The sequence below is a fragment of the Kitasatospora sp. NPDC127111 genome (assembly GCF_042677465.1).
GTDB lineage: Bacteria > Actinomycetota > Actinomycetes > Streptomycetales > Streptomycetaceae > Kitasatospora.
Map to the genome: position 1 here is coordinate 62,818 of NZ_JBHXTG010000010.1, position 16,325 is coordinate 79,142.

Here is a 16,325-nt window from a genome sequence, read left to right on the forward strand (position 1 = left end):
GGCCACCCCTTTCCCGTCTCATCCGCTGAACCCGGCCACAGTCTCCGTCGTGACCACCATCACCGGCACCTTGATGGTCTCCTCGACCTTCCCCCCTTTATCGCCTTGACCGCGTTGTCACGGAGAGCTTCCTGCGCTGCGGGGCTGCTGGGCCACGGACGCGTACAGCGTCCCCTGCTCGACCGCCTTCAGCCCGCCGGGAGTGCGCCTTCACCGCGCCGAGCGCCATCTCGTTGTTCGCGGCGACGACACCCCGTACGTGCGTAGGCTCGCGCCAGCCATCACGAGAGGTAGACATGGGCCAGAAGATCATGATGAAGGCCCGTCACTGCGCATCGCGACCGCCGGCGCCGCCGCGGAGTTCGCCGCCTGGCTGCTCCAGGAACTCGTGCCCGCGGACGGTCGGGTCGACTTCAACACCAGGGCTGGCATGGAGGCGGGACCGTGCGACGAGGTGCTGACCGAGCACACCGTTACTGGGCTCGAAGCCGTCTTTCGTGACCATCTGAGTGCCCTGTAACCCGAACTGCCAGGCCGCGAAGAGCATCGGCCCGGCCCTTTCCAGCCACGAGACTGATGCCGAGCGGGCGGGCAGGTACGGCCTGGAAGCGCTGGCTGAGAAGCGTGGCGTCACGCTGAGTTGACCGACCGGCGGCAGATCTGAGCCAGCGCCGCGCCCCGGTGCTGGCCCCAGGGGCGCGTTCTGGCCGACGTCGCCACTTTCAACGTCAGGCTGATGACCTGAACCGCGAGCGACCTTCCTGGGGAGGATCGGCGGCGGTCACCCATTGGCGCCAGCCAGATTGCTCACATCCGGAGACGATGTCCTACTGGGAGCGATCCAGCGCCTGTTCGGGAGTACGTTGTGCTTGTCGATGGATATTCAAAAAACAGTGACACTGCGGTCACTGGGGTAAATGACGGCAACGGCCTTGGTGGTTACTTCAAGGCGGATATTGCGCCGGGACTAAGGGTGTTTTCTTCGAATTCCGCGGGTGCGGAATTCGAGTCCGGCATGCAGGGGCAGATCCGTCTGATTCCGCGAGTGACCCTGTTCAGCGCAAACGCGGAGGGCGTTGAAGTACCCGACCTACCCGACCGGGCTAATGTCGGGGAGATTATTGCGGTCACCCGAGAAGGTCACACTACGTGCAGCCTGTGGGTATGTATTCTCGGCCACGGCACCCACCCTGTGCCGTATAACGCGCGCTGGGCGAGGATGCAGCTCGGCCCCGAGATCGAAGGCACCGGGGGTCCCTTTTCTCGGCCGTGACAGCGATGCGAGGGGCCGGCCCCGCATTACCTGCAGGCCGTCGCCGCCATGTCCCAGCCGTTATGCCACGGCCAGATGCCCAGGTTTGCGAACCCGCCGGGTACTGAGCGCCGCGTTCACTCGCATGTAGCCTGGGACTCCGGCGCTTCCACTTGCACCCCCGAAGGATCGCGAGCGCTACGCCAATGACCTGGACCAGCCCCGCGCCCTGATCGCAGTCACCGCCAAGTCGAACCGCGGCAAGGCGGACAAGGACGTAAAGCGACTTATTGCCGATGAAGACCTAACCGGTGCGAGTACGTCAGCGACTGGGCGGTGGTGAAAACCCGCTGGGGATGAGCATCGACCAGCGGGAACGTGACACGCTGCAGCACCTGGCCGAAGGCTGCACTAACGGTCCCAGGGGCTCAAAGGCCCGAACCCAAGCGGTCATCGACCCGTCCTTGAGCTGCAATGTTGGCTGTGGGCCAACCACATCGGATACGACAGCAGCGGGAACACTCAGTACCTCGACTACTGGCTTCCGAGACCGGCTTCCAGGCGACAACCGGGCGGTCCACCGCTGTCGACGGCCCGAGCTGATACTTCGGCCCGTTCGTCCTGGGCGGCACCGCGCCGGACACCCCGGGCGGCGTCGGCAAGGTGGCCGACTGGGCGACCGAGGTGGAGTGCGTGCGCTGCCAGGTGGCCGGTGCAAGGTGCGCCCGGACGGCGTGTGGCAGGCTCCGCCCCGGACGATCCATGGTGGGAGGCTGGCGCGGGGATTGTCGCGCCCCCTGTCGCGTCGGGTGCTGGTGCGCCCGGTGACCCGCGTGGATAGGTGCTCATCCCCGTACGAGGTCGGGGCGCGACAGCAGCTCAGCGCAGGCAGCCGGTGATGTGGACGTTGATCTGCGTCCGGCCGGTGAGGCCGTTGGCGGAGTCGCGGGCGGTGAGGACGAGCGGATAGGTGCCGTCGGCGAGCAGCGGGACGGTGAAGGTGGCGGTGGTGCCGTGGCCGAGGGTGAGCGGTCCGTTCGGCCCGATCAGTTGCCAGGTGGTGGCCTGCGGGTCGGTGATCGGCTGGTTGCCGGGCTTGGTGCGGGCGGTGCCGCTGAAGTGCTCCTCGCAGCCACGGCGCAGAGTGCCGCCGGAGGCGGGCTGCTCGATCGTGACGGCCGGTGGCTGCGGTTCGGGGTTCGCGGTGGGCGAGCTGCTCGGGGTGTTCGGCGGGGCTGCGGTCGGGCTGTGGCCATTGGGTTGACCGGACGGGGTGTTCGGCGGGGCTGCGGTCGGGCTGTGGCCGCTGGGCCGACCGGACGGGGTGTTCGGCGCGGCGGAGGGGCTGCGCGAGGGTGACTGCGGCGACCCGGACTGCGAGGTCGAGGGCGAGGTTGAGGGCGAGGACGAGGCCGACGGCGAGGCGGAGGGCGGGAGCGTCGGTACGACGGTGGGTGAGGCGATCCCCCCGGGGACGTCCACGGCGGGCGGCGGTTGCGGCAGCCCGGTGGCGACGTGGACCGCGCCCGGCTCGGTGGGTTCGGCGTCGATGGTGGCGCAGACGGCGGCGGCGACCATGTGCTGGCTGTCCGGTGCGGTGGTGCCGCGCAGCAGCTGGTCGTCGGGGCCGTGCGGGTGGCTGTCGAAGTAGACGTTGCCGGTGGAGGTTTCGCGGTCGCTGTGCTCGATCCACACCGAGTCCTCGTACTGGGCGCCGGCCTGCTGGCGGTTGCGGCCGGTGATCTGCCAGTCCTTGACGGCGTGCCCGCTGGCGCCGGGGGTGGGCCCGGAGGCCGGGGCGTACAGCCAGCCGTCGCTGTGGAAGCGCTGGGCGCCACCGACCGCCTTCTCGCGGAAGCTGTACCCGCCGCCCACGACGAAGCGGCCCTTGGGGCAGGCGACGGCGGCCGCGGCGGTTCCGCCGGCGGGAACGTCCGCCGCGCTGGTCACGATGGTGGCGGAGGGCAGTTTGGCGCAGATGGGCCGGACACCGACCGCGTAGTTGGCCTCGGGCGGCTGCGGATCGACGATCCGGGTCATGCGCTCCGCGCCGTCACTGTCGCTCAGCGGGAACGGGCGGGTGCTGAGCGCGGTCCCGGGGTTGGTCTTGGCGGCCCAGTAACTGGGGTCACTGGAGCCGGTGTCGGCGGAGGCCGAGTTCAGTTCGGCCAGTGGTACGGGCGCCACCGCCCGTCCGGTGACCAGGCGGGTGGCCCGGAACTCCACGCCGAGCTGAATGAGTCCGGGGCCGTCGCAGTAGGGCTGTGCCAGCGACTTCGCGGTCAGCCCGGCGAACGGGCCCTGTTCGGTCAAGTCGCGGTCGCCGCTCCCGGTCTTGTCGCTGATGCGGTCCTGGAAGGCGTGCGCCCGCAGGGTGTACTCGCCGCGCGGAGCGAACTCCACCGACGCGTTGACGCACAGCACGTAGGCGGTGAGGGTGACGGAGGTGCCCCCGGGGTTGTACGCGGACACCAGCCAGCCGGAGCCGCCGACGAACTCGCTGGTGGTGGCGAACCCGTCGCCGTCGACGGCGTACCCGCCGCTGAGCGCGGTCTCGTGCTTGGCGCAGCCGGCCACCGCGGCCTGTTCGCCGCCGCCCGCCACCACGACCTGCGCACTGCGCTGCACCACTTGGAGCGCGGGGCCGTGGACGGCCCACCAGACGCCGGCCCCGGCCGCCGTCAGTCCTCCGGTGACGATCAGTGCGGCCGTCCGCCCACCGATCCCTCCGCCGATCTTCGCCAGGACCCCCGAGCCCATCCCCGCCGCCTCCCCCCGCGCCCGTCCGCAAGCCCCCCTGCGGTGGGGGAACTGTAGCGCCGGGGCGACGCCGGGCACAGGGTCCGCGCACGGCGGTTGCAGAAGCAGGACCCACAGGACCTCGCTCCGGGACCGCCGCGTAGGTCCACCGGTCTGCGGAGTTCCGGCAGCTGGCCTTGCCGGGGCCGAGGTGACACTCCGTCACCACCGGAAGTGCGCCGGAGCCGTTCTTCGTACAGACCCGTTCACTCGTCCGTCTCGTCCGTCTCGTCCGTCTGGTCAGTCTCGTCCGTCTTTCGAGGACGGGGTGGAGTAGATCCGGTGCCAGTGCTGGGCTGAGCGGGCCAGGTCGTCGATGACGTGGAGGAGGAACTGGCTCATGTTCTCCAGTCGGGCGCCGGCGGGGGTGGTGGTGCCGAGGTTCCGGGCCACGGTCCTACAAGCCTCGGCGATCTGGGCTTGGTGGCGCACGCCGGCCATGATGGATCGGAACGCCACGTCGTCGTCGATGGCATAGCGTTCGGCGCGGCTGTGGGGGTCGCGTTGGCGTGTGATGAGTGCCTGGGTTTCCAGGTAGCCGACGGCCTTGGAGATGGAGGCGGGGCTGACGTGCAGGCGTCGCACGAGTTCCGCGGAGGTGAGGCTGCCGCTGTCGGTGGTGAACAACGCGGCGAGCACCCTGGCCATCATCTGCGGGAGCCCGGCCTGAATCATCAGTTCCACGCTCTGCGCGTCCACCTCGTCCCCGAGCCGTGGATCGCGCCCACCGGGGCCCTGTCCTCCTGGTGACAGTGCCAGCGGAGAGGTCCTGCGCTGACGGGGGTGTCGTGTGCCGGCCCGGTGGGCCGCCTCGGCGTGGTACTCGCGTGGCCCGCCGTTGCGCATCACTTCGCGGATGACGGTGGAGGTCGGCCGCCCGATGCGGCGGCCGATCGCGGCGTAGGTCAGTTCCTCACGCAGTCCGACGGCGATCTGCTGTCGGTCCTGGAGGGTGAGTCTGTCACCAGGCATCGGGCGTCCTCCGCTGTCAGTGTCGATGCCACCCTAATGCAACGCACATCGTTGCATTAGTCGGCATGCGCCATGCAACGATTTGGTGCATCTACCTGCAGTGATGTCGAATCTTCACGCTCAATCAATTGACGCGTTCGTGAATGCAACGTTACTTTCGCCGAGTGGCAAAGGTGCTTGGGCGGCACCGGATCCCACGGACGGGAGGGAAACCCATGACTACCGATCAACCCGCGGTCGCGGCGAGCGCGGTGCGCAAGGCGTACGGCGACCACGTGGTGCTCGACGGCATCGACCTCGACATCCCCGCGGGATCCGTCTTCGCGTTGCTCGGCCCGAACGGCGCCGGCAAGACCACCGTGGTGCAGATCCTCTCCACGCTCATCCGCGCCGACGCCGGCGACATGCGGGTCACCGGCCACGACGTGGTCCGAGATCCGGACGCGGTCCGTGCCGTGATCGGCGTCACCGGCCAGTTCTCCGCGGTGGACGGCTTCCTCACCGGCCGGGAGAACCTGCTGCTGATGGCCGAACTGAACCGCCTGCCCCGTCAGGAACGGCGGCAGCGTGTGGCGGACCTGCTGGCACGGTTCGATCTGGCGGATGCGGCCCGGAAGCCTGCCGCGACCTATTCAGGGGGGATGCGCCGCCGCCTGGACCTCGCGATGACGCTGGTCGGCCGACCTCGGGTGATCTTCCTCGACGAGCCGACCACCGGGCTGGACCCGCGCAGCAGGCGGACCATGTGGGAGACCATCCGCCGGCTGGTGACCGACGAGGGCGTCACGGTCTTCCTCACCACCCAGTACCTCGAGGAGGCCGACCAGCTCGCCGACCGAATCGCTGTGCTGCACCAGGGAAAGCTGGTCGCGGAGGGCTCGCCGCAGGAGCTCAAGCGGCAGGTCGGCGGCGGCCACATCACCCTGCGGTTCGCCGACCCGCGCGGTTACGCCCACGCGGCCCGGACGCTGGACGTGGTGTCCCGCAACGATGAGGCACGCACCCTGCAGATCCCCAGCCAGGGCGACGTCCGGGCGTTGCGCGCGTTGCTGGACCGGCTCGACCACGCCGCACTCACCGTCGACGAACTCCAGGTCCACACCCCCGACCTCGATGACGTCTTCTTCGCCCTGACGGGCAACCCGGTCACGGAACAGGAGCCCGCCCGATGAACAACGCCTCCAGTACGGCTTCCCGCGCCCTTGCCGACTCGGCGACCATGCTGCGTCGCCAATTACGGCACATGCAGCGTTATCCGACGCTCATCATGACGGCCGCCGGGGTTCCGGTGGTCTTCCTGCTGCTGTTCGTCTACGTTCTCGGCGGCATCCTCGGCACCGGCCTCGGCGGACCCTCCGGCGGCCGGGAGGCCTACGTGAACTACGTCGTCCCCGGCGTCATCCTGATGACCGTGGCGACCGCGGCCCAGGGCACCGCGATCTCGGTAGCCATCGACATGACCGAGGGCATCGTCGCCCGGTTCCGCACCATGGCCATCGCCCGGGTCTCGGTGCTCACCGGGCACGTACTGGGCAGCCTCATCCAGACCCTGCTGAGCATCGCCGCCGTCGTCGGGGTCGCGCTGCTGGTGGGATTCGAGCCGACCGCGGGCTTCGGCGAATGGCTCGGCGCGACCGGCGTGCTCGTCATGATCATCCTCGCGCTCACCTGGCTGTCGGTCGCACTGGCCATGGTCGCCAAGAGCGTCGCCACCGCGAGCAACATGATGACGCCGCTGATGGTCCTGCCCATGATGGGCAGCGGGTTCGTCCCCACCGACTCGATGCCGGCAGGCCTGAAGTGGTTCGCCGAGTACCAGCCGTTCACCCCGTTCATCGAAACCCTGCGCGGACTGCTGATGGGCACCCCGATCGACAAGAGCGCGATCCTGACCACCGGTTGGTGCGCCCTGATCGCTCTGGGTGGCTATCTATGGGCGAAGAAGCTCTACGATCGCGAGCCCACCAAGTGAGCTCGGCGGCGCGGCAGGTCAGCGCAGGCGAACAGGACGCGGCTCGCTGCGGAGCACGACGTCGCGGAACGGCCGGGGCAGGACTGCTGGAGCACCCACACCCCGGCACGGGCCCACTCCAGCGCGGCGTCCAGCTCGCCGAGCACCTCGCCCGGGCGATCTCCAGAACAGCTGGAAGGCGAGACGACGGACACGGTCGTCATCACCGACCAGCCGCGCCTACGCGCGCCGATCCGCCCGGCCGACTGCACAGCGGACGGTAAGCCATCCGCAGGGCTCGTCCACCGCGCGGCCGGATCGCCCGTCAGGCAGTGGTGGGACCGGGCCCGACGTCGTGCTGGGCCGGCTCCTTCTCGCGCAGGGGGTCGGTGGCGACCTCTTCCACGAGAACGGGGACGAAGGACCGGATGCGGCTGTGAGGGAACTGGCGGCGGGCAGCGTCCGACGCCCTGTCAACGTCTTCATGTCCGGGAGCGGTGTCGAACCCTGGTGCAGGCTGCCGCTCGCCCTCGTCACCGTCCTGGCCCACGGGGAGCCCTCCTCGGGCCGCGACCGGCGGGGCGACCGCGGTGGTTGTGGTTTCGCGCTTGATGGCGACCATCGCCGCGTCGTCGCTCAGCCGGCCACCCGCGTGGGCGAGGAGATCCTGGCAGAGCCGTTGCAGAAGGGTCTGGGGATCGCCGGGGCACGAGGCCAGCTGTTCGATGAGCGGGAAGAAGGCGCCGGACTCGTCGCGTGCCTCGATGACGCCGTCCGTGTACAGCAGCACGAGGTCACCCTCCTCAAAGGCGAAGTCCTCGACCTCGATCCCGGATCCCGCCAGCTCCATCAAGCCGAGCGGGGCAGCGGGCCGCCGGCGTTGGGGGCTTGGTGGGGGGCGCGGAAGAGGCACCCGATGGCGGCGGCGAGCACGATGACGGCGACGACGACGAGGGAAGCCGACAGGCCGCTGATGAACGCGTCCTTGACGGCCTGTGCCAGGGCGGGGCCCTGTGCGCCGGCGTGTTGGGCCACCTGCAGGCCGGCGGCCGCGGAGTCGCGGACGGAGTGGGCGGCCTGGGGCGGGAGCTGGTCGATGCTCGCAGGGAGGGCGTCGCGGTAGTGGCTGCCGTAGACCGAGCCCATGAGGGCGATGCCGATGGCGGAACCGACCTCGCGGGTGGTGTCGTTCATCGCGGAGGCCACACCCTGCTGGCCGCGACCGAGGGATCCGGTGATGGCGGCGGTTCCTGCGGCTCCGGTCAGTCCGATCCCGAGGCCGCACAGGACCAGGCCGCCGAGGAAGGGCAGGTAGCCGGAGTCGGCGTGGATGCGGGAGATCGCGAACAGGCCGCTGCTGAGCAGGGTCAGGCCCGCGACCATGACGGCCTTCATGCCGAGCCGGGTGACGAGGTGGGGGGTGACGTGGGAGGTGGGCAGGACGACGACGGCGACAGGTACGAGGGCGACGGCGGCTTTCAGGGGGCTGTAGCCGAGGATGAGCTGGAGGTACTGCAGGCCGACGAAGAAGAACCCGAAGACGGCCATGAACTGCACCAGCACGGTGACGGCGCCGGCGCGGAAACCGGGGATGCCGAACAGGTGCGGGTCGAGGAGCGGTTGGTCGTTGCGCAGCCCGAAGAAGGCGTAGGCGGCGAAGCCGACGATCGTGACGGCCAGGGCGGCGATGACGGCGGGTTCGGTCCAGCCCTGCTCGTTGCCCTCGACGATGGCGAACACCAGGCAGCCGATGGCGACGGCGGTGCAGGTTGCGCCGATGACGTCGGGCCGGTGGGGGTGGGGGTCCTTGGTGTTGGGGGCCAGTGCTGCCGCGGCAGCCCCCGCGACCAGGGCGGTGATGGCGCTGGCGACGAAGATGGAGCGCCAGGAGAACTGCTCCAGCAGGGCGCCTGCGGCGAGCATGCCGATGATGGCGCCGGCCGCCGCGAAGCCGGACCACACCGCGACGCCCTTGGCGCGCTGCTCGGCCGGGAAGGCGGCGGTGATCGTGGACAGGGTGCCGGGCATGATCATGGCCGCGCCGACGCCCATGACGATCCGCCACACGATCAGGTGGGCGGTGGTGTCGGAGAAGGACGCCGCGAGGGAGGCGGCGCCGAAGACGACGGTGCCGGCGACCAGGACGTGGCGTCGGCCGATGCGGTCGCCGATGGCGCCGAGGGGCAGGACCAGCGCGGCCAGCGCCACGGTGTAGGCGTCGGCGATCCAGGTGAGTGAGGCGTTGGTGGCGGACAGGTCCACGGCGAGGTCGGGCAGGGCCAGGTTGAGGGCCGAGACCGACGCGACCACCAGGACGAGCGCCAGGCACATGGAGAACAGGACGCCGCGGTGGCCGGCCCGGGCCGCGGCGGCCTCTTTGGACGGAGGGAGGGAGGGGCGGGGAGTCGTCGTCATGGAGTACGTCCCTTGGATCAGGGTGGCGGAGCGGCGAGCCTTGATCACGATGAGAGCAGCGATTTCCGAGGGATTCGAGCGTGACGGAGCGCGTCCGGTCCGCTGTCACCGTTTCGGCGCCGGGGAATGCATGAGGCTCCGGCGAGGGCATGCACTTCATCGTAACTGATGACTCCATCAGTTACGAGTTCTCCGTCAGCTGAGGGTCGCCGGTGTGCCCCGTGCGACCGGGAGGGCGGCAGGCCCCCGCGCCGGAGGTCGGTGGGGGGGCCTGGGTGGGTGCGCGGCCGGCGTGGCTGCCGGGGTCAGGGCAGATCGGGCAGGGGGCGGGTGGAGATCTCGTGGGCCTCGTCCGCCGGGAGTCCGAGCATGCACAGGATCATCTCGGCCAGCTGCTCGCCGGCCTCTGCGCCGAGGTCGCCTGCCGAGTTGAGCTGGAGCAGGCCGATCAGCGCGCCGCCGACCGCGGACAGGGCCACGAGCGGGTCGTCGAACGTGAAGCGGCCGGACGCCTTGCCGACCTCCAGGTCGCGCAGGGCGCGCGGCCCGAGCCCGGTGGCGGCGTTGATGTGCGGCAGGCCCCGCAGGCGCAGGATCTGGGTGATCTCGGGGTGCGAGGCTGCCAGTCGCAGCGTGAGGCGGATGCTGGTGGCGAAGACCGCGGCCGGGTCGTCGATGCCCTCGGTGACGCTGTCGAGCAGTTGGCCGTACTCCTCCAGGGCGTCGCCGACCGCGGCGTCGAAGAGGTCGTTCTTGGTCTCGAAGTGGTTGTAGAACGTGCCGAAACCCACGTCGGCGCGTTCGGCGATCTCCTGGATGCTGGCCGAGGTCTCGCCGGTCTCGGCCAGGATCTCCCGGGCGGCGGCGATCAGCGCCTGGCGGGTGCGCGCACGGCGGCGCTCGAAGCGGTTCGCACTGGCGGGGCGGTCGGTGGGGTCGAGCTGGTTCGGCATGTCACCAGCTTAGGCGCATTCAGATCTGATGATTCCATCACTCTGACCCTTGACGATCGACCCGCCAAGACTGATGCTTCTATCAGTTAAGAGCTTCTCATCAGAAGCGTGTCCGTTCGAGCCACCCCTGACGGAGCCCCCCATGCCGAACGACCGAGCCCGCCCGCCCGGGCGCACCACCGCCCACCAGGACCTGCACAGCGAGCACGGGGCGCTGCGCGGGGAGCACCCCGGCCGTGCCCGGCAGCCCGTGATCAAGGTGGCGGACTTGGCCTGGTTGGAGTTCGAGAAGCCCGATCTGGCCCGCGCGGAGGTGTTCGCCCGGGACTTCGGCTTCGCCGTCGCCGCGCGCACCGGCCGGGCGCTGTACCTGCGCGGCACGCTGCCCGGCTCGGCGTGCGTGGTGCTGCGCCGGGGCCGCGCCTCACGGTTCCTCGGGCCGGCGTTCCGGGCCGCCGGGCGCGGGGACCTGGACCGCCTGGCCCGGGCCACCGGCCGTCCGGTCCGCGACCTGGGGGAGTTCGGTGGCGGGCGGGTCGTGGACTTGGTCGACCCGTCCGGCTTCCCGGTCCGCGTCGTCCACGGCACCGAGCCACTCCCGGCCCTGCCCGAACAGCCGCCGCTCCCGCTCAACTTCGGTGGTAGCCGGGCTCGGACCAACGCCGCCCAGCGCCCGCCGCGCGAACCGGCCCGCATCCAGCGGCTCGGCCACGTGGTCCTGGAGACACCGAGGTTCACCCAAGCCCTGGACTGGTACCTGGAGACCCTCGGCCTGATCGTCAGCGACTTCCTGTTCCTGGACGGCCAACGCGACCGCGGACCGACGATGGCGTTCATGCGCTGCGACCAGGGCAGCACCCCGGTCGACCACCACACCCTCGCGATGCACCTGGGCCCGCGCACCGGCTACGTCCACTCCGCCTACCAGGTCACCGACCTCGACGCGATCGCCGCCGGCGGGCAGTACCTCGCCGAGCGCGGCTACCGGCGCAGCTGGGGCATCGGCCGGCACATCCAGGGAAGCCAGCTCTTCGACTACTGGCGTGACCCGGACAAGCTGATGGTCGAGCACTTCGCCGACGGCGACCTGTTCTCCTGCGACCTGGAACCCGGCTGGGCCCCGATGTCCGCCAGCGGCCTGGCCCAGTGGGGCCCGCCCGCCACCCGCGACTTCCTCGGCGCCAACCCCACCCCCGCCCTGATCCGCGAAGTCGTGCGCGCACTGCGCGCCGACAACGAGATCGACCCCGGCCGCCTGCTGGGCCTGATGAAAGCGACGAACCGATGAGCGTCAACGTCCTGCGCACCGCCGACGGCTGGTACGCCGTCCGCGACCAGCGCGCCGTCCGCGTGCAGACCGCGGCCGCCACCACCGCCGAACTGCTGGCCGACCGGGACGCCGTCACCACCGCCGTGCACAGCACCGACCCCGGCGTCCCGGTCGCCGACCTCACGGTGCTCTCCCCGGTCACCCCGGGGTGCCGGGTCGTGGCCCAGATGACGAACTTCGCCTCGCACGCGGCCGACGCGGGACTCGACCCCAAGAGCGTCCCGCTCACCTTCTTCCGCAAGGCGTCCGGGTCGATCAGCGGCCCCTACGAGAACATCGTCAAGCCCGCCCACGTGCGGCTGCTCGACTACGAGGTGGAGATCGGCCTCGTCATCGGCACACCGCTCCCGGTCGGCACCGAGGTAGCCCCCGCCAACCTCGCCGACCACGTCGCAGCCCTCGTGGTCACCAACGACGTCTCCGCCCGGGACCTGCAACTACCCAAGACGCAGTTCTACGAGGCCAAGTCCTACCCCACCTTCACCCCCACCGGACCGGCGCTGGTGGTGCTGGAGGAAGGCGACCTCGACCGGTTCGCCGAGCTGCGGCTGCGCCTGTGGGTCAACGGCGAGCTTCGGCAGGACATGCCCGCCGCCGACATGATCTACCGACCCCTGGAGGCCCTCCAGGCACTCACCGGCTTCCAGCGGCTGGACCCCGGCGACCTGCTGCTCACCGGCACCCCCGTCGGCACCGCGCTCAGCGCGCCGCCCAAGCCGGTCGAGCTCCTCGGATCACTGCTGCCGGCCGCGACCAAGTGGCGGCTGTTCTTCAAGGCCCAGGCCAAGAACCACAAGTACCTGCACGACGGCGACCTGGTGGAGGCCGCCGTCGCCACCGACGACGGCACGCTCGACCTCGGCCGCCAGCGCACGACGGTGAGGTACGCGCGATGACCGAGAACCTGCTGTGGCCCCCCTACTGCGGCCCCGACGACCTGGCTCCGATCGAGGCCGTCCCGCTCCAGGAGCGCGGTCTGCCCGGTTCGACGTACGACCTGCTCGTCCGCGCGGCGGGCAGGTGGCCGGACCGCACCGCGCTCACGGTGCTGCCCGAGGCCGCCCGGTGGCGCGAGCCGGTGCGGCTGACCTTCGCGGAGCTGCTGGAGCGCGTGCACCGCTATGCCAACGTCCTGCACCGGTTCGGGGTCCGCCGCGGCGCCCCGGTCGCGCTGATGGCGCCCAACTGCGCCGAACTCATCCCCGCGGCGCTCGCCGCGCAGCTCGCCGGAATCGCCGTGCCGCTCAACGGCGGTCTGGCCCTCGCGCACCTGGGCGAGCTGCTGCGGCGCTCCGGCGCCCGGGTCCTCGTCGCCGCGGGCCCTGAGCTGGCCCCGGACGTCTGGGCGAAGCTGCCCGAGCTGGCCGAAGCGCTCGACGCGGTCCTGGTGCTCCGGCCCACGGCGGCAGTGGGCGATCCCGCGCCGCTGCCGCGGATCGACGGGGTACTCATCGGCTACCTCGCCGACCTGGCCCGGGCCGAGGACGCGTCCGCGTTCACGGGAGAATCGCCCCGGCCGGGCGACCTGGCCGCGTTCTTCCACACCGGCGGCACCACCGGCACCCCGAAGCTCGCCGCCCACACCCACGGGAGCGAAGTCGCCAACGCCTGGATGATCGCCGCCATCTCGACGCTCGACAGCGACGCGGTGATCTTCGCTGCCCTGCCCCTTTTCCACGTCAACGCCCTCGTGGTGACCCTGCTCGCGCCGCTGTTCAAGGGCCAGCAGGTCGTGTGGGCAGGGCCGCTCGGCTACCGCGAACCCGCCCTGTACGGGGAGTTCTGGTCGGTCGTCGAGCACTACGGCATCGCCGCCATGAGCGCCGTGCCGACCGTCTACCAAGTGCTCGCCCAGTGCCCGGTCGGGGCGGCGGACATCAGCAGCCTGCGGTACGCCATGGTCGGCGCGTCGCCGCTGCCCGACGCCGTGCGCACCGCGTTCGAGGCCCGCACCGGGGTGACGCTGGTCGAAGGCTACGGCCTGACCGAGGCCACCTGTGCCAGCGCCCGCAGCTTCCCCGACGCGCCGCGCCCCGGCGCGGTCGGGCAGCGCATGCCCTACCAGCAGGTGAAGGTCGTCCACCCGGATTCGGGGGCGGAGCTGCCCGCCGGGCAGACCGGCCTGCTGGCGATCGCCGGCCCGACCGTGTTCGCCGGCTACGTCACCGGCCGCGACGCCCAGGGCCGTCCGGTCCTCGACGGCCTCGGCACGCTCGTGGACGGCTGGCTCGACACCGGCGACCTGGCCCGTCTTGACGCGGACGGGTTCGTCCACCTGGCCGGCCGCAGCAAGGACCTGATCATCCGCGGCGGCCACAACATCGACCCGGCCGTCATCGAGGACGCGCTGCTCGCCCACCCCCACGTCACCGGCGCCGGCGCCGTCGGACGCCCGGACCCGCACGCGGGCGAGGTCCCGGTGGCGTACGTGACCCTCGCGCCGCAAACCGACGTGAACGAGGACGAGCTCCGCCGGTGGGCCGCCGCGCGCGTCCCGGAACGCGCGGCCGCGCCGAAGTCCGTCACCGTCCTCGCCGCGCTGCCGGTGACCGATGTCGGCAAGCCCTACAAGCCGGCCCTGCGGGCCGACGCCACCCGGCTGGCCGTCGCAGAGGCCCTGGCCGGTCACGGCCACGACGTGAAGGTCGACGCGGCGGTCGAGGACGGGTCCGTCGTCGTGTCCGTCGCCCCCGGCGCCGGTGACCGCGAGGCCATCAGCGCGGTCCTCGACCAGTACGCGCTGCGATGGACGTGGTCCCGGGTGACGCCCGGCCCGGTGGCGTCATGACCGCCGGCACCGTCCCGGTGGTCGTCATCGGCGCGGGCCCCACCGGGCTGACGGCGGCGACACTGCTGGGCCAGTACGGCATCGAGACCCTCGTGCTGGACCGCTGGGAGTCGGTCTATCCGCTGCCTCGGGCGGTCCACCTCGACGACGAGGTCTACCGGCTGCTCGCCCGCCTCGGGGTCGCCGGGGAATTCGCCGCGATCTCCCGCCCCGCCCACGGCCTGCGGCTCCTGGACCGCGAGCTGCGGGTGCTGGCCGAGTTCCGGCGCGGCGCCGGCCTCGGCCGCCACGGCCACCCCGAGGCCAACATGTTCGACCAGCCCCAACTGGAGGAGCTGCTGCGCGCCAACCTCGAACGGCACCCGACCGTCACCCTGCGCGGCAACGCGGAAATCACCGCGATCGAGCAGTCCGACGGCGGGCCGGTGCGGGTACGGCTCACCGACCGGAGCACCGGCGAGACCGGCACCGTGACGGCCGGGTACGTGCTCGGCTGCGACGGCGCGAACAGCCTGACCCGCTCGACGATCGGCTCCACCATGCACGACCTGGCCTTCGCACAGCGCTGGCTGGTCGTCGACGTCGCCACCGACGCCGACCTGGCCCACTGGGAAGGCGTGCACCAGGTCTGCGACCCGGTGCGTGCGGCCACCTACATGCGCGTCGGCGAGCGCCGCTACCGCTGGGAGTTCCACCTCCTGCCAGGCGAAAGCGCCGACGACTACCGCGACATGACCCGTCTGCACCCCCTCATCCGACCCTGGACTCAGGACGTCCCCGCAGACGAGCTGGAGATCGTGCGCACGGCGGAGTACACCTTCCGCGCCCAGATCGCCGACTGCTGGCGCAAGCAGCACGTCTTCCTGCTCGGCGACGCCGCCCACCTCACCCCGCCCTTCATCGGACAGGGCATGGGCGCCGGCCTGCGCGACGCCGCCAACCTCACCTGGAAGCTCGCCGCCGTCCTCGACGGGCGCCTCCCCGAACACGTGCTGGACAGCTACGAGGCCGAACGAAAACCCCACACCCGCTCGATGATCACCCTCGCGAAGCTGATCGGCACCGCCATGACCGCCGGCGGGGACACCGGCAGCGCCCTGCGCCGCATCCTCGCACCCCACCTGCACCGCGTTCCCGGCCTGAGCAACCGCATCCTCGACAGCCAGACCCCGGCCCTGCACCGCTCAAGCCTGGTCGATCGACGACGGCTCTGGCTCGGCCTCGCGGGACAGCTGTGCCCCAACGCCCAGTTGCCGACCGGCCAACGCCTCGACGACCTGGCCGCCGGCCGCTACGCACTGGTCACCTCCGCATCCGTCACCCCGTCCCTGCACGCCGAGGTCCACGACCGCGGCGCTGTCCTGGTCACCGCCTCCCCCGGCAGCCCCCTGCACCGCTGGCTCCGCCGGGGCCACTCCGTAGCGGCGCTCGTCCGCCCCGACGGCACCGTCCAGCGCACCGCACGCGACCCGAAGACCCTGTGCGAGCTCCTGCCCGCACCGAGCCCCCGCAGGCTCAACTGATATTGATCCACCTCACCCGGCCAAGCACTCCGGGCATCGAGGCGCTCGAAGAGCACGGCCGGCAGACCGGCTGGATCGAGGTCGACGACCCTCTCGGCGCGGCAGATCGTCGTGTCACCGCGTGCGGCGACGTGACACGGGGTCCCAGGGCCGAATCGTAGGGGAGTTCCCCGTCAGCGGGCCCGGCCGGAGGGGGCCAGCCCGTGGAAGCCGCGGGGCTCGGCCTCGTCGTCGGTCAGCGGGTACCACACACCCCCCCGGCGGGTGGTTGCCCTGATCCCACACGTGCGCGCCACTGCGGCGGGGACGACGATGCGAGCTGCCTCCGACTACGGCCAGCAC

13 protein-coding genes and 1 pseudogene are annotated in these 16,325 nt (G+C 71.2%); 7 read left to right on the plus strand and 7 right to left on the minus strand.

The annotated features are described in order from the left end of the window. Positions 1-18 precede the first annotated feature (18 nt). Both ACFVHB_RS09185 and ACFVHB_RS09190 read right to left on the minus strand, forming a co-directional pair. A pseudogene (locus ACFVHB_RS09185) lies at positions 19-259 on the minus strand (transporter); the annotation flags it as partial. A gap of 66 nt (positions 260-325) precedes the next feature. After that, the gene (locus tag ACFVHB_RS09190) at positions 326-547 is read right to left on the minus strand and encodes a hypothetical protein (RefSeq protein ID WP_380317542.1); all 222 of its coding nucleotides are present in this window, start codon (positions 545-547) and stop codon (positions 326-328) included. A 318-nt stretch (positions 548-865) separates the two neighbouring features. On the opposite strand from ACFVHB_RS09190, the gene ACFVHB_RS09195 reads away from it, so the two are divergent. Further along, positions 866-1,273, plus strand: a complete 408-nt coding sequence (locus ACFVHB_RS09195) for a hypothetical protein (RefSeq protein ID WP_380317545.1) — start codon at positions 866-868, stop codon at positions 1,271-1,273. An 858-nt stretch (positions 1,274-2,131) separates the two neighbouring features. Here the strand turns inward: ACFVHB_RS09195 and ACFVHB_RS09200 are convergent. Further along, the gene (locus tag ACFVHB_RS09200; RefSeq protein WP_380317548.1) at positions 2,132-4,012 is read right to left on the minus strand and encodes a hypothetical protein; all 1,881 of its coding nucleotides are present in this window, start codon (positions 4,010-4,012) and stop codon (positions 2,132-2,134) included. A gap of 279 nt (positions 4,013-4,291) precedes the next feature. Continuing rightward, positions 4,292-5,023 carry a helix-turn-helix domain-containing protein gene (locus ACFVHB_RS09205; protein ID WP_380317550.1) on the minus strand — a complete coding sequence of 244 codons (732 nt, stop codon included), beginning with the start codon at positions 5,021-5,023 and terminating at the stop codon, positions 4,292-4,294. Positions 5,024-5,238: 215 nt separating this feature from the next. On the opposite strand from ACFVHB_RS09205, the gene ACFVHB_RS09210 reads away from it, so the two are divergent. Together ACFVHB_RS09210 and ACFVHB_RS09215 are read left to right on the plus strand one after the other, a co-directional pair. Continuing rightward, the gene (locus ACFVHB_RS09210; protein ID WP_380317553.1) at positions 5,239-6,195 is read left to right on the plus strand and encodes an ATP-binding cassette domain-containing protein; all 957 of its coding nucleotides are present in this window, start codon (positions 5,239-5,241) and stop codon (positions 6,193-6,195) included. Further along, the gene (locus ACFVHB_RS09215; RefSeq protein ID WP_380317556.1) at positions 6,192-6,995 is read left to right on the plus strand and encodes an ABC transporter permease; all 804 of its coding nucleotides are present in this window, start codon (positions 6,192-6,194) and stop codon (positions 6,993-6,995) included. Before ACFVHB_RS09210 ends, ACFVHB_RS09215 begins: the two co-directional genes overlap by 4 nt. Before the next feature lie 304 nt (positions 6,996-7,299). Here ACFVHB_RS09215 and ACFVHB_RS09220 read toward each other — a convergent pair whose 3' ends face one another. From ACFVHB_RS09220 to ACFVHB_RS09230, 3 genes are all read right to left on the minus strand, one after another. Continuing rightward, complete coding sequence (locus ACFVHB_RS09220; RefSeq protein WP_380317559.1) at positions 7,300-7,824, minus strand: PP2C family protein-serine/threonine phosphatase; 525 nt, start codon at positions 7,822-7,824, stop codon at positions 7,300-7,302. Continuing rightward, on the minus strand, positions 7,824-9,389 hold the full coding sequence (locus ACFVHB_RS09225; protein ID WP_380317562.1) for an MFS transporter: 1,566 nt from the start codon (positions 9,387-9,389) through the stop codon (positions 7,824-7,826). The genes ACFVHB_RS09220 and ACFVHB_RS09225 overlap by 1 nt, the downstream gene beginning before the upstream one ends. A gap of 305 nt (positions 9,390-9,694) precedes the next feature. Continuing rightward, positions 9,695-10,342 (minus strand): TetR/AcrR family transcriptional regulator, encoded by a 648-nt coding sequence (locus ACFVHB_RS09230; protein WP_380317565.1) that lies wholly within the window; start codon positions 10,340-10,342, stop codon positions 9,695-9,697. A 142-nt stretch (positions 10,343-10,484) separates the two neighbouring features. On the opposite strand from ACFVHB_RS09230, the gene ACFVHB_RS09235 reads away from it, so the two are divergent. Genes ACFVHB_RS09235 through ACFVHB_RS09250 form a run of 4 tightly spaced genes read left to right on the plus strand, consistent with a single transcriptional unit; the run spans position 10,485 to position 15,983 of the window. Then, a complete protein-coding gene (locus tag ACFVHB_RS09235; protein WP_380317568.1) occupies positions 10,485-11,630 on the plus strand; it encodes a VOC family protein in 1,146 nt (381 codons plus the stop codon). Beyond that, positions 11,627-12,568 (plus strand): fumarylacetoacetate hydrolase family protein, encoded by a 942-nt coding sequence (locus ACFVHB_RS09240; protein ID WP_380317571.1) that lies wholly within the window; start codon positions 11,627-11,629, stop codon positions 12,566-12,568. Before ACFVHB_RS09235 ends, ACFVHB_RS09240 begins: the two co-directional genes overlap by 4 nt. Further along, positions 12,565-14,460: an acyl-CoA synthetase gene (locus ACFVHB_RS09245; protein WP_380317574.1), complete on the plus strand. Its 1,896-nt coding sequence runs from the start codon at positions 12,565-12,567 to the stop codon at positions 14,458-14,460. Before ACFVHB_RS09240 ends, ACFVHB_RS09245 begins: the two co-directional genes overlap by 4 nt. Beyond that, the gene (locus tag ACFVHB_RS09250; protein ID WP_380317577.1) at positions 14,457-15,983 is read left to right on the plus strand and encodes a bifunctional 3-(3-hydroxy-phenyl)propionate/3-hydroxycinnamic acid hydroxylase; all 1,527 of its coding nucleotides are present in this window, start codon (positions 14,457-14,459) and stop codon (positions 15,981-15,983) included. Before ACFVHB_RS09245 ends, ACFVHB_RS09250 begins: the two co-directional genes overlap by 4 nt. The last annotated feature ends 342 nt before the right edge of the window (positions 15,984-16,325 follow it).

Coding starts and splice junctions, on each gene's coding strand:
- ACFVHB_RS09250 (WP_380317577.1), top strand. CDS start 14,457: ATGACCGCCGGCACCGTCCCGGTGGTCGTCATCGGCGCGGGCCCCACC.
- ACFVHB_RS09200 (WP_380317548.1), bottom strand. CDS start 4,012: ATGGGCTCGGGGGTCCTGGCGAAGATCGGCGGAGGGATCGGTGGGCGG.
- ACFVHB_RS09220 (WP_380317559.1), bottom strand. CDS start 7,824: ATGGAGCTGGCGGGATCCGGGATCGAGGTCGAGGACTTCGCCTTTGAG.
- ACFVHB_RS09190 (WP_380317542.1), bottom strand. CDS start 547: ATGCTCTTCGCGGCCTGGCAGTTCGGGTTACAGGGCACTCAGATGGTC.
- ACFVHB_RS09240 (WP_380317571.1), top strand. CDS start 11,627: ATGAGCGTCAACGTCCTGCGCACCGCCGACGGCTGGTACGCCGTCCGC.
- ACFVHB_RS09215 (WP_380317556.1), top strand. CDS start 6,192: ATGAACAACGCCTCCAGTACGGCTTCCCGCGCCCTTGCCGACTCGGCG.
- ACFVHB_RS09225 (WP_380317562.1), bottom strand. CDS start 9,389: ATGACGACGACTCCCCGCCCCTCCCTCCCTCCGTCCAAAGAGGCCGCC.
- ACFVHB_RS09210 (WP_380317553.1), top strand. CDS start 5,239: ATGACTACCGATCAACCCGCGGTCGCGGCGAGCGCGGTGCGCAAGGCG.
- ACFVHB_RS09235 (WP_380317568.1), top strand. CDS start 10,485: ATGCCGAACGACCGAGCCCGCCCGCCCGGGCGCACCACCGCCCACCAG.
- ACFVHB_RS09205 (WP_380317550.1), bottom strand. CDS start 5,023: ATGCCTGGTGACAGACTCACCCTCCAGGACCGACAGCAGATCGCCGTC.
- ACFVHB_RS09245 (WP_380317574.1), top strand. CDS start 12,565: ATGACCGAGAACCTGCTGTGGCCCCCCTACTGCGGCCCCGACGACCTG.
- ACFVHB_RS09230 (WP_380317565.1), bottom strand. CDS start 10,342: ATGCCGAACCAGCTCGACCCCACCGACCGCCCCGCCAGTGCGAACCGC.